The organism is Allobosea sp. 10N428 (assembly GCF_056394545.1).
This window is the reverse complement of sequence record NZ_JBFTIC010000004.1, coordinates 297,779-310,230: the sequence shown is the minus strand read 5'-3', so window position 1 is coordinate 310,230 and position 12,452 is coordinate 297,779. Positions and strand designations below refer to the sequence as shown.

Genomic DNA, 12,452 nt, shown 5'->3' with positions numbered 1-12,452 from the left:
CGAAGCGGCTATTTTTTCTTCCCGTCGGCATCGAATTGCTTGAGGAACGCGACGACGTCGTCGATTTCCTGGTCGGACTTGAGGCCCGGGAACGTCATCTTGGTGCCTGGGATCTTGGCTTGTGGTGCCTTGATGTAATCCCGGAATGTCGGCTCGTCCCAGACGATGCCGGAGTTCTTGTTGGCGGGCGAATAGTTGTAGCCCTCGATCGAGCCCGAGTGGCGGCCGAAAAGGCCGTTCAGCTTTGGCCCGACGGCGTTTCTCGCGGTCTCGCCGATCTGGTGACAGGCCCGGCATCTCAGGAAGATCTTCTCGCCTGCGGCGGCGTCGCCGGCCGCCATGGCTGAATGAGGCCATACGGCCAATATGGACAATGCTATCACGGCCCTGCATGCCATCGGACACACTCCTCAAGAAACAGAGGTGATCCTTCCGTCAGACCCGTCGACCGCGCCGCATTCTCAGTACGTTTATACTGCCAATACTTGATCGCTCCAAATCGCCTGAGAGACCGTCTGGAAACTCCGGCCCTCATCCTGAGGAGCCGCGTGAGCAGCGTCTCGAAGGATGAGGGCTCGGGGAATTCTAAAACGATCTCTGAAGGGTTTTTGTCGGCGATCTCTCCCGGCGTTGGCGCTGTCGTCAGCGCTCTTATGGCGTCACGCCTCAAACCGCTTCGCGAATGAAGCGGCTCAGGAACAAGCGCGTGCGGCTATGCTTGGGAGAGGCGAGCACCTCGCCCGGCGGCCCCTGTTCGACGACGACTCCGCCATCCATGAAGACGACACGGTCGGCCGCCTCGCGCGCGAAGCCGATCTCATGGGTGACGACGATCATCGTCAGCCCCTGTCTGGCGAGATCGCGCATCGTCGCCAGCACTTCGCCGACGAGCTCGGGGTCGAGCGCCGAGGTCGGCTCGTCGAACAGCATCAGCTTCGGACGGATGGCGAGCGCCCGCGCGATGGCGACGCGCTGCTGCTGGCCGCCCGAGAGCTGGCGCGGATAGGCATGCGCCTTCTCGGTCAGCCCGATGCGGCCGAGCAGCTCCATCGCGTAGTCGGTCGCCTCCTTGCGGCTGTGACCGTGGACGCCGACGGGCGCCTCGATGATGTTCTCCAGCGCCGTCATATGCGGGTAGAGGTTGAACTGCTGGAAGACCATGCCGATCTGGCGGCGCTGCGCCGCGATCGCCCGGTTCGACAGCTTGATCAGGCGCTCGCCGGAGAGCCGGTAGCCGATCTGCTCGCCGGTGACCATGATCGAGCCGCGATCGATCGCCTCGAGATGGTTGATGCAGCGAAGGAAGGTCGACTTGCCCGAGCCTGACGGTCCGAGGATCACCACAACCTCTCCGGGCGCGACATCGAGGTCGATTCCCTTCAGCACCTCGTTGGCGCCGAAGGATTTGTGGACGTTGCGGGCGCTGACCAGCGGCGCGGCCCCGGCCTTGATAGCGTCGCGGCTCATGGCGTTGGCTCCGCGATGACGGGTTTGGCCTGCGTCGCGCCGCGCTCGCCGCGGGCGTAGTAGCGCTCGATGAAGCCCTGGCCGATATTCAGCACCGAGGTGATCGCGAGATACCAGATCACCGCCACCATCAGCATAGGGATGACCTCGAAGGTGCGGTTGTAGACCGCCTGCACCGAATAGAGCAGGTCCGCCATGGCGATGACGCTGACCAGCGAGGTCGCCTTGATCATGCTGATCAGCTGGTTGCCGGTGGGCGGCACGATCGAGCGCATCGCCTGCGGGATGATGACGCGGCGCAGCGCCCGCCCCCGCGTCATGCCGAAGGCGTCGGTCGCCTCGACCTGCCCCTTGTCGACGGAGATCAGGCCGCCGCGGATGATTTCCGCCATATAGGCGGCCTCGTTCAGCGAAAGCCCGGCGATCGCCGCCGTCATCGGCGTGATCAGGTCATTGGTGTGCCAGCTGACGAGCGTCGGCCCGAAGGGGATGGCGATCGAGATCTCGGGGAACAGCGTCGAGAGATTGTACCAGAAGATGAGCTGCACCAGCAGCGGCGTGCCGCGGAAGAACCAGATGTAGAGACCGGCGACGCCGCTGAACAAGCGGTCCTCCGACAACCGGGCGATGGCCAGCGCCAGCCCGATGGCGACGCCGATCACCATGGCGACGACCGTCAGCCCGAGCGTCACCGAGAGCCCGCGCAGGATCGACTCCGCGGTGAACCATTGCGCCACCACCGGCCAGCCGAAATTAGGATTCCAGGCGACGATCCAGGCGAAGTTGGCTGCGACGGCGAGCACGAAGGCCCAGAGCAGCCAGCGTCCCCACTCGACCGGGCGGTGCGCCTTGGCGACGTCGCGCAGCGCCAATTCGCGCTCGCCCGTCGCCTGCGTTGCGTTGCTCATTCTGTGCTCGGGCTCAGTTCGCCGACCGGTTGATGCCGGGTTCGTCGATCATGTTGTTCTCGATCCCCCATTTCTTGAAGATCGCGGCATAGGTGCCGTTGGCCTTCAGCGCCTTGATGCCGCCGACCAGAACCTCGCCGAGCGGCGAGCCCTTCGGCACGACGGCGCCCTGGAACAGATCCTGGAAGCCGTTCGCCTTGCCGATCGCGGCCAGCTCGAGATCGCCCTTCGCCTGCTGAACGAAGTAGGTCAGCGGCGCCTGCGACGAGAAGAACGCATCGGCCCGGCGCGAGCGCACCGAGAGGATCGAGGTCGGCTGATCGGTGAAGGACATCACCTCCAGCGCCGGCTTGCCGTCGGCAGCGCATTTTTCGGCCTGTGCCTTGATGACCTTCTCGGCCGAGCCGGCGGACATCACGGCGACCTTCTTGCCGCAGCTGTCCTCAAGGCTGTTGATGGCCTTCGGATTGCCCTTCTGCACGGCGAAGACCACGTATTCGCGGACATAGTCGACGAAGTCGTTCGCCTCCTGGCGCGACTTGAAGTCGCCGATCGGGCCCATCGCGAACTGGAAGCGGCCGGCGGCGATGCCGCTCAGTGACGAGGCGAGGCCGTTGACCGTGGCATGCTCGATCTTGACGCCGAGAAGTTCGCCGAGCGCCTCGGAGAGATCGGCGCTGGCGCCGATCATCTTGTTGGTGTCGGTGACGATCTCGTAGGGAGGGAAAGAGCCGTTGTTGACCGAGATCATCTTGCCGGCGCTGCGGATCGTCTCCGGCAGCTTGGCGCGCAGGGCCTCGTCGACCTTCTGCTTCGGGATCTGGATCGACTGATCCTGCGCCTGCGCCGCGCCCTGCATGAGCGCAACGGAAAACGCGACGGCACCGGCAAGTTTCACGATCGTCTTCATGGCGACATTCCCCTGTTCGTTATTTCTCAAATTGGTTCGCGCTCAGGCAGCCTGTTCGGCCCCAGCGCCGGCGGCCGGGAACAGCGTCTCCGGCGTCAGGTCGGTCTCGGCGAGTTCCTGGATCCGCAGCTGTTCCAGGAACGCCGCCACCATCGCCCGGTTCGGGCCGAGGCCGCTCGCATTCCACTCGGCCGGGAGATCATGCCCGCTGCGCACGAGCTCGTCGATCAGCCATGGGCTGGTGTCGGCATAGCGGCGGCGCTTCTCCAGCCAGACCCGCTGGCTCTCGTCGAGAAGGTCGCTGAGGGCCTGCGGCAGCCAGGGCTCGCGCCCCACAACCTCCGGCTTGAGCCCGATGATGTGCATGCCGGGCACGAAGCCGACCTTGCGGAAATAGTCGACCTCAGCCGCCCGGACATCAGGCAGCAGGGCGCGGAATGCCGAGCCCGGCGCGAAGAAGCCGTTGGGCATGAATGGCATCAACACGGCGTCGATCTCGCCGGCGGCGAGCAGGTCGAGCAGCGGCGGCTGGCCGGGCAGCGCCTCGATCCGGCCCGGCCGCGCGTAACGGCCAATGCGATCGGTGACCGGATGGTCCGCCGCGAGGCGGCTGACGGCCCAGAACGCGTCCTCGATGCCGATCCCGGCCTCGGCCAGCGCAGCGCGCGTCCAGGTATTGCCGGAATCCTGCCAGCCGGCGATGCCGATGCGCTTGCCGCGCAGATCCTCGAAGCGCGTCAGCGGGCTCTTCGCCGCCGTGACGACGCAGCGATGCCGGAAACCGCGCATGATGAAGTTCGGAATGCCGAAGACGCCGGTCTCGCCCCGCGCTTTCCCGGTGGTGTAGCGGCTGAACGAGATCTCGGAGGCGTCGAAGCGGGTATCGCTGGCGAAATCGTCCGGCAGGGCCGCAAGCCGCTCGATCTTGAGCTCGAATTGGTCGGAGGCGACGTCGCCGAGCAGCAGCGGCGTGATGAAGTCCCAGTCCCGCAGGGCCAGCCGGATGACAGGTTTCAACGCATACCTCGTTCAAGCCTTGAATATCCGGCAGATTAAATGTTCACTTGGCCTGATCAATCGATATTACGTTCCTGAACATTAATTTCAGAATCGATGAACACCGAACCTGACGCGACCTGGCTGGCGAGCCGCTTGACGCAACACACCGCACGCGGGATCGCGCTGGAGGTCAGCGCGCTGATCCGCTCGGGCGCACTGCCCGTGGGCACGCGGATGCCGACCGTGCGCGACCTCGCCTTCACCCTCGGCGTCAGCCCCGGCACGATTTCGGAAGCCTGGAGCGAGCTGAAGCGGCAGAAGATCGTCTCGGGGCGCGGCCGCGGCGGCGCCTGGGTCAGCGGCGACAGCGCCACGCCCCGCCCGGCCCGCATGGGCAGCGTCGCCCATTTCGGTCCCGATGTCCTTGACCTCTCGCTCGCCATCCCAGATGCCAGCCTGCTGCCGCCGCTGCGCGGGGCCCTGGCGCATGCAGCCGAAACCGAGAACCTCAACAGCTACGAGCGCACGCCGATCCTGCCGGCGCTGCGGCAGGCCGTGCTGCCGCAATGGCCCTATGCCCCCGATGCCTTCCTCGCCACCAATGGCGGCTACAATGCGGTCTATTCGGTGCTGCACGCGACCGTGCTGCCGGGCGCGTGTGTCGCGATCGAGGATCCCACGGCGATGCGCCTTCTCGATATCATCGAGGATCTCGGTGCCGAGCTCCTGCCGATCGGCTGCGATGCGGAGGGGCCGCTGCCCGACCAGCTCGCGGCCGCGCTGTCGCGGCGCCCCGCCGCCTTCATGTTCCAGCCGCGCACCCATTCCGTCACCGGGCGGCATGTCAGCGCACGACGCCTGCAGGAATTGGCGACTGTGCTAGCCGGCAGCGATACCCTGGTGATCGAGGATGACGGCGTCGGCGACGTCTCCATCCACCCGCCGATCAGTCTGGGTGCGGCCATGCCGGAGCGGGTCGTCCATATCCGCTCCTTCTCGAAATCGCTTGCCCCCGATCTGCGGATCGCTGTGCTCTCGGCCCCGGACAAGGTCATCCGCCAGATCCAGTCCTATCGCAGCTTCTCCTCCGGCTGGACGAGCCGGTTGCTGCAGGCCGCTACCGCCTGGCTGCTCGAAGATGAGGCGACGACACGGAGCGTCGCCAATGCGCGCCAGATCTATGCGGAGCGCCGGCGGACCTTCCTGGGTCATTTGGCGGAACACGGCATTGCGATGCCGGAGACGGATGGGCTCTGTATCTGGATTCCGGTCGAATCCGAGCAATATGCGCTGGTGACGCTCGCTGCTCATGGCATCGCGGTCCTGCCCGGCAGCAAGTGCTCTCTACAGCCGACCGAGCATGTCCGGCTGGCGACGGCGGTTTTGGCGCAAGGGCATGAGCGGGTCGCCGCCGCCGTGGCGCGCGCCGCGCGTCGCGGCGACTGATCCTGTTGCTACGCCGAGCCGCCGCGCTTCCGTCAGGCCATCTTCGGCGGCGCTTGCAGTGGACGATGCAGACGACAGAAAGCCCCGCATCGGCTGTCCGATGCGGGGCTCTTTTGCTTGTGCCGTCCTCAGGCGACGAGAGCGAGTTCGGCGTTGGCGTTGCGGATCGCCTCCTCGCGCGCCTCGGCGCCATAGCCCAGCTTCTCGGCCCGAATGAAGGTGACCTCGGTGATGCCGGCGAAGCCGAGCATGGTGCGCAGATGCGGCTCCTGCGAGTCCATCGCCTGGGCCGGGCCGCTGCTGTAGAGGCCGCCGCGGCTCTCGACGATGATGGCGCGCTTGCCCTTGAGCAGGCCTTCCGGGCCGGCTTCGCTGTAGCTGAAGGTGACGCCGGCGCGCAGCACGTAGTCGAACCAGCTCTTCAGCGTCGACGGAATGCCGAAATTATACATCGGCGCGCCGATGACGATGGTGTCGGCGGCCTTCAGCTCCTCGACCAGCGCGTTGGAGAGGGCAAGTGCCTCGCGCTGCGCCGTGGTCTCCGTGATGCCGGCGCGTACGGCCGCGGTGGTCTCGGCATTCAGATGCGGGATGGGGTTGGCGTCGAGGTCGCGCTCGACGACATGCACGCCGGGGTTCTGGGCACGCAGCCGGGAGACGGTGCTCTGAACCAGCTGCCTGGAGACCGAATCGGCGCCCGAAGCGCTGCTGTTGAGGACGAGAACGGTAGCCATGATGGAACTTCCTGTTCGGAGGGGTGATTTCGATGACCGCAAGATAGTGGTTCACGGATCGCACCAGAACTCGCATAATCGGCACTAAGCTGTTGCAGCCTGAGGAACACCTATGTCGGAGCTCGATGACATCCGCAGCTTCATCGCCGTGGTCGAGGCCGGTGGTTTCGGCCGGGCGGCGCAGAGCCTGGGCTTGGCGAAGTCGATCGTCAGCCGCCGGGTCAGCCGGCTGGAGGAGGAGCTCGGCACGCGCCTGCTCAGCCGCACCACGCGCGGCGTGAGTGCGACCGAGGCGGGGCTGGAATTCAAGGCGCGCAGCGAGCGCATCCTGGCCGAGCTCGACGAGGCGCGCGAGGCGGTGGCGCAGCAGGCTGGCGGGGTCGCCGGGCGGCTGCGGCTCTCGATGCCGCTGACCTTCGGCAACAAGCATGTCGCGCCGCTTCTGGGCGAGCTGGCCCAGAGGTATACGCGGCTCGAGATCGACGTGCAGGCGAGCGACCGCTATGTCGACCTGATCGGCGAGCGCTTCGATGCTGCGATCCGCATCGGCTCGCTGAAGGATTCGAGCCTGATCGCCCGGCGGCTTGCGCCGGTCCATGCCACGGTGATCGGCAGCCCGGCCTATCTCGCGCGGCGCGGGCGCCCCGTCATTCCCGCCGATCTCAACGACCATGACTGCCTGCTCTATAGCGGCACCAACGATCAGGACTGGGTGTTCCGCACCGGCAAGCGCTGGATCACGGTGCGGCCGCCGGGGCGCATGAGCTCCGACAATGGCGACACGCTGTTGTCCTGGGCTGTCGCGGGGCTGGGGCTTGCCGTCCTGCCGACCTTCATCGCCTCCGATGCGATCCGCTCCGGTGCGGTCGAGCCGATCCTGCTCGACTATCCCATGCCGACGCGCGCGCTCTATGTGGTCCGTCCGCCGGGAGCCTATGTCCCCGGCAAGGTCCGGGTGCTGATCGATCTCTTGGTCGAGCGCTTCGGCGGCACGCCCTATTGGGATCCCTGCCAGATGGAGGCGCATGAGCGCGGGATCAGGCTGGACGAACCGCTGAGCGATCAGCTCACGCCGGCCAAGAGGCCCGAGCATCAAGCCGCGTGATCCGGCGCATCACGCGAATTCGCGTGGCTTCTTTCGCGCGTCTGGGCACTGTTGCGCGGCTCTAGAGCATTTTCGAGCGAAGTGGACACCGGTTCGCGTGAAGAAAATGCGATAAAACAAAGACATAGAGTATTTCCGCGATTCGGAGAAGCGCGGAAATGCTCTCGTCAGGAGGAAGCGATGCTGCTCGTTGGAATGCTCGATAGCCCCTATGTCCGCCGCGCGGCGATCACCGGCACGCTGCTGGAGGTGCCGTTCGAGCATCGCTCGGTCTCTGTGTTCCGGCATATGGACGCCTTCCGGGCGATCAACCCGCTGATCAAGGCGCCGACGCTCGTCACCGACGACGGCATCGCCATCAGCGAATGCCTGCTGATAATCCAGCATTTTGAGGATGTCGCCGGCCGCTCGCTGCGGCCGATCGAAGGCGTGGCGCGCCGGCGCGACCTCGCGCTCACCGGCATCGGCATCGTCGCGGCCGACAAGGCGGTCTCGGTCGAGTACGAGCGCAAGCGGCCTGAGGCGCAGCGCTACGCACCCTGGCAGGAGCGCATCGTCGGCCAGCTCCATGTCGCGCTCGACCTGCTCGACAAAGCGGCGAAGGAGGGCGAGCTGACGGCCGGACCGGAACTGCTGCCGAGCGACATCGCCGCTGCGATCGCTTGGGGCTTCTGCCGCTTCGTGATCCCGGAATTCGTGCCGGAAGAGCGCTGGCCGGCGCTCTCGGAGCAGGCGCGCGCCTGCGAGGCGCTCGACGTCTTCAAGGCCTGGCCGATCGACCGGGAGTAGCCGAACTGCCAGGCGTCATTCTCGGGCGACCGCAGGGAGACCCGAGAATCTCGAGCCGAAAGGGGTTTCGGGTTCATGGCCCGAGATGCTCGGGTCGAGCCCGAGCATCTCGGGCAAGCGAGTGCTCAGTTCTGCACGAAGCTCGTCGGCAGCGGGCGCACCGCCGGGCCGCTGAATGCGCCGGGCTTCGGCGCGCCGGAATCGGCATGGCTGAAGCCGAGCGCGGCGGCGGGGCTCGGGCCGGCGATCGGAGCGGCGGAGGACCCCGTGGTCCTGGCGCGCGCGGTCGCGACATTCACCGGCTTGCCGGCGGAAACGCCGGTGCGCGTGACCGTCGCGAACAGCGAGTTCAGGCCGGAGCGGTCCATGTCCGCGGGTTCCTCAGGCTCGGCCGCGACGGGGACCGAGCGCTGGCTGGCCGGAACGAAGGTGACGCCGCCTTCACGTGGCCGGACGGGAGGCAGAGCGGCCGTGACGAGGCGGCCCTCGGGTGCTGCAGCCGAAGCCTGTTCCGGGGCGCCGGTGCCGCGCAGGCTGGCGATGGCGGCGTCGGCCAGCGCCGTCGGCCGGATCGGCGGCAATGGCGCGTTGATCGGGCTGCCGACCGGGCTGCCGGCAAGGGCGGAAGTGGTTGCCGCGGCCACCTCGTCGGGCCGCCGCGGCGGCAGCGAGGCGAGGATGAGACGCGGCTCGGCCGCGGCGCCCGATTGCGGCGCGAAGGCGAGTGCGCCGCCGGTCGCGGGCAGGGCCGCGACTTGGACCGGATCGTCTCCCGGCAGGGAGAGACCGCGTGGCCGCGCCAGAGGCAGCGGCGCGTCCATGAACTGCGGCCTGCTCTCAGGCGCGCGCTGCTGCGGCGCGGGCAGGATGGTTGGTTCCGGAGTCGGAGCGGGGGCTGGGGCGGCCGGCGCGGGAGGCGGCGCTGCAACTGCCTGCGGAGCGAGCCGCTCGGAGCGTTCGCGCGCGAGCGTTCGCGTCGTCGGCTCCGGTGCCATGGCGACGGCGAAACGGCCGCCATCGCCCGAGTTGCTGTCGGCATAGCCGGGGCTGGCATAAGCGATGACGGCCGGCTGCTGGCGCGGCGCGGCGCGGCGGCCGCCGCGGGCCGGTCGGGCATCGGCCTCCTCATCGTCACCGCCGAAGAGCGAGGCCCAGAGGCTCTTGCCGCCGGAGGCCGCGACCGCGCCCTCGTCGGCATCGGCGACCGCATAGCCGCCCACTGACCCGCCGCTGGAGAGGACCTCTGCCTTGGCGAGTTCGTAGCCAGCAAGGGGTTGGCCGTCGGCCGGGATATGGACCGTCTTCTCGTCCGGGAAGAGGCGCACGAGCTGGTCGCGCGTCATGCGTGGCCAGGAGCGGACCGAACCGACATCGAGATGGACGAAGGGGGTATGGGCGTTGGGGTAGAAGCCGACGCCGCCGCGCTGGAGCCGCATGCCGATCTCGCGGATGCGCGCCGTGGGAACGTCGGGCAGGTAGAAGTCCATCGCCTTGCCGAGCATGTGCTGGCTGTGCTTGGCCACCGCGCGCGAGCGCCGCCGCAGCATGGCGTTGGTGTTGGGCGAGCGATAGGCGGAGACGACGTGGAAGGGCTGGTCGGAGCCGAGCTGGCGCTGCACCTCCCAGACGACGTCGAATAGGCGCGGATCCATGCGAATCGGCTCGTCGCTGCGCCAGTCGCGCAGGGCCCAGTTCAGCTTCTCCAGCGCCGAGGAATCGTAACGGCCATCACGCTTGAAGGTGATGGTCGTCTCTTCCTTGGTGTGCATGTGCCGGATGGTGATGGTGCGGGTGTCGCCGTTGGCGATGGCGTCCTGCGTGCTGCGGACGGCCAGGAACGAAGCGGCGCAGGCCAGGCCGAGGGACAGGACGCGCCGCATGGCTGGCTTAAGGCCGGACGGCAACCATCCTGCAAGCTTGGCGTTGATCCTGCCCAATCTGTCTGACCCGTCTCGGTGCCCCCGCCGAAGCGGTACGATGAACGTGAACGAACAGTTGCGGAGAAGCGTTAACGGCTCGTTAGCGAGCCGACAATCACTGCGTCGGAAATTGCTGTGACGAGTTGGCTAAAGACGGATCATGGCAAAAAGGTGCCCGCCTTGCGGCGGGCCCATTTCAGCCACGTTGTTCGAGCGCCTGGCGAACGAGCCGGTGGAAGCCATAGACATCGTCGAACCGGGTGATCCGGCCGTCCGCGCCGACGACGATGGTGTTGTAGACGAGGTGGATCGGCAGCGGCTGCGGCAGGTTGATTCGCCGCTCGCCCGAGCCGATCAGCCGCTTCAGCCGCTCATGCGTCCATTCCGGGCCAAGCACCTGATCCGCCAGCGCGAAGGGGTTCTCGACGCGCACGCAGCCGTGGCTGAGCGCCCGCCGCTCGCCGGCGAAGAGCCGGCGGTTCGGCGTGTCGTGCAGATAGACGGCGTGCTCGTTCGGGAACATGAACTTGATCCAGCCGAGCGCGTTGCGCTCGCCCGGCGGCTGGCGCACCGAAATGCCGCCGCCCTTGGTGCGCGTGACGACATAGCCGCGCTTGGCCGCATAATCGGGATCGGCGGCGAGCCCCGGCAGGAATTCCTTCTTCAGGATCGAGGGCGGCACATACCAGGACGGGTTGACGATGACGTGGTCCATCTTGTGCGAGAAGATGGGCGTCGCCGATTCCGGCTTGCCGATAATAGTGCGGGCCTCGTGCACCACCTTGCCGGAGCGGATCACACGGACGCGCATCTCCGGCACGTTGACCATGATGTGGTCGGTGCCGAGATCGGGCGGCAGCCAGCGCCAGCGCTCCATCTGGGCGACGATGTCCTCCTCGCCGCGGGCGGCGGCGGGTTTGCCCAGCGCCGCGAGCGTGCGCTCGCTCAGGATGCCGTTGGCCGGCAGCCCGGCCTTCTTCTGGAAATCCGCCAGCGCCAGCGAGGTCGAGCGGTCGAAGACCTGATCCTCGCTCGGCCCGAGGCCGAGGCGAGCCCGCACCAGCGAGACGCGCTCGTCGCGCATGCCGAGCTTGAGCGGCGGGCCGGCGGGAATGCGCACCAGCGGCGTGTCGTCGAGATGCTCGCGCATCTCCGCGAGCTTGGCCTTGAGGCGCTGATAGCCCTCGTGCGGCGGGTTATAGGCGGCGAGCACCGCGCCGGCGTCGGTCGCACCGGCGAGCTCGGAGAGCACCTCGGTGGCCGAGGGCAGGTAGAGGGTCGGTGTGATCAGCTTCGAGAGCCGGCGCGGGTCGATGCGGCCGCCGCGCGCATCGCGGGCATAGAGCACGGCGAGCGCCGAGAGGCGGATATCGGCCTCGGCGAGCTTGGCCTTGTCGCTCGCCTCGAAGACCGGCAGCGGGTAGTCGGTGGGCCGCAGGCCGTCCTCGCCGGCGCGGCCGAGCTGTGCGGCGATGCGCTTACCCGCCTCGTTCCAGCCCTTTCCGTCGATCCAGAACGGCTTGTTCTCATTGGCCTGATAGGCGGCGATGATCTCGTTGCGCTCGCGCTCGGACAGCCGCGGGACCGCAACCGCGTCCTGAAGGTGCTCGGCCACGGCCGCCGCGAATTCCAGGCCCGGCGGAACCGTGATCACGACCTGCGGCATCTCGGGCGGCGGCACCAGCGGCTCGACGCTCTGCAGCGGGCCGGTCTGCGGAGCAGGCGGCGGCGCCGGCTCGACGGCCTTCGAGGCCGGGACAAGCGCCGGATCGGTCACCGGCATCTCGATTGCCGGAATGTCGAGCGTGACCGGCTCGTCCTCCACGTCCGCGGGCGCAGTGGCGTCGAGCTTGGCCGGATCGCGCAGGCGGCTGCCGGCCGAGACCGTGCCGGTGACGATCTCCGGCTCCGAGGCGGCGCCGGAATGGGCGATCGCGGCAGGTGAGGAGGCCGGGTGCTCCGAATTGAGCAGCTTCAGCTCCGGCTGCTCGGGCAGCGGAACGCCGAGCGTGGCGTCGACCTGGATCGGCGTTTCGGCACGGAGCGGGAGGCATCCCATCATGATGGCCAAGGCGGATGCCGAGGTCAGTTTCGCCCAATGGCGAGGACGCATGGTCACTTTCCCGATCGCTGTCGAAGTCGCGCCATTCCTGCGTGACTCGATTGGTTGATACA

General features: G+C 67.5%; 11 protein-coding genes. 3 read left to right on the top strand and 8 right to left on the bottom strand.

Annotated features, from left to right (window positions below; translation table 11 throughout):
* Positions 1-8: 8 nt before the first annotated feature.
* The 5 genes from AC1DDA_RS15490 to AC1DDA_RS15470 form a co-directional block, all read right to left on the bottom strand.
* Complete coding sequence (locus tag AC1DDA_RS15490; protein ID WP_476796406.1) at positions 9-341, bottom strand: c-type cytochrome; 333 nt, start codon at positions 339-341, stop codon at positions 9-11.
* 325 nt (positions 342-666) lie between these two features.
* A complete protein-coding gene (locus AC1DDA_RS15485; RefSeq protein ID WP_441509679.1) occupies positions 667-1,467 on the bottom strand; it encodes an amino acid ABC transporter ATP-binding protein in 801 nt (266 codons plus the stop codon).
* A complete protein-coding gene (locus tag AC1DDA_RS15480) occupies positions 1,464-2,375 on the bottom strand; it encodes an amino acid ABC transporter permease (RefSeq protein WP_441509678.1) in 912 nt (303 codons plus the stop codon). The genes AC1DDA_RS15485 and AC1DDA_RS15480 overlap by 4 nt, the downstream gene beginning before the upstream one ends.
* Positions 2,376-2,388: 13 nt before the next feature.
* Positions 2,389-3,234 (bottom strand): ABC transporter substrate-binding protein, encoded by an 846-nt coding sequence (locus tag AC1DDA_RS15475; RefSeq protein WP_476796542.1) that lies wholly within the window; start codon positions 3,232-3,234, stop codon positions 2,389-2,391.
* Positions 3,235-3,327: 93 nt separating this feature from the next.
* Positions 3,328-4,302 carry a substrate-binding domain-containing protein gene (locus tag AC1DDA_RS15470; RefSeq protein WP_476796405.1) on the bottom strand — a complete coding sequence of 325 codons (975 nt, stop codon included), beginning with the start codon at positions 4,300-4,302 and terminating at the stop codon, positions 3,328-3,330.
* A 96-nt stretch (positions 4,303-4,398) separates the two neighbouring features.
* On the opposite strand from AC1DDA_RS15470, the gene AC1DDA_RS15465 reads away from it, so the two are divergent.
* Positions 4,399-5,730, top strand: coding sequence for an aminotransferase-like domain-containing protein (locus tag AC1DDA_RS15465; RefSeq protein WP_476796404.1), 1,332 nt, complete (start codon positions 4,399-4,401; stop codon positions 5,728-5,730).
* Between the two features lie 128 nt (positions 5,731-5,858).
* Here AC1DDA_RS15465 and AC1DDA_RS15460 read toward each other — a convergent pair whose 3' ends face one another.
* Complete coding sequence (locus AC1DDA_RS15460) at positions 5,859-6,464, bottom strand: FMN-dependent NADH-azoreductase (protein WP_476796403.1); 606 nt, start codon at positions 6,462-6,464, stop codon at positions 5,859-5,861.
* 112 nt (positions 6,465-6,576) lie between these two features.
* On the opposite strand from AC1DDA_RS15460, the gene AC1DDA_RS15455 reads away from it, so the two are divergent.
* Together AC1DDA_RS15455 and AC1DDA_RS15450 are read left to right on the top strand one after the other, a co-directional pair.
* Positions 6,577-7,569: a LysR family transcriptional regulator gene (locus tag AC1DDA_RS15455; RefSeq protein WP_476796402.1), complete on the top strand. Its 993-nt coding sequence runs from the start codon at positions 6,577-6,579 to the stop codon at positions 7,567-7,569.
* A 180-nt stretch (positions 7,570-7,749) separates the two neighbouring features.
* Positions 7,750-8,358, top strand: coding sequence for a glutathione S-transferase family protein (locus AC1DDA_RS15450; protein WP_476796401.1), 609 nt, complete (start codon positions 7,750-7,752; stop codon positions 8,356-8,358).
* 125 nt (positions 8,359-8,483) lie between these two features.
* Here the strand turns inward: AC1DDA_RS15450 and AC1DDA_RS15445 are convergent, their stop codons facing one another.
* Positions 8,484-10,238, bottom strand: coding sequence for a peptidoglycan L,D-endopeptidase MepK (locus AC1DDA_RS15445; RefSeq protein ID WP_476796400.1), 1,755 nt, complete (start codon positions 10,236-10,238; stop codon positions 8,484-8,486).
* Positions 10,239-10,473: 235 nt separating this feature from the next.
* Positions 10,474-12,390 (bottom strand): L,D-transpeptidase family protein, encoded by a 1,917-nt coding sequence (locus AC1DDA_RS15440; RefSeq protein ID WP_476796399.1) that lies wholly within the window; start codon positions 12,388-12,390, stop codon positions 10,474-10,476.
* Positions 12,391-12,452: the final 62 nt, after the last annotated feature.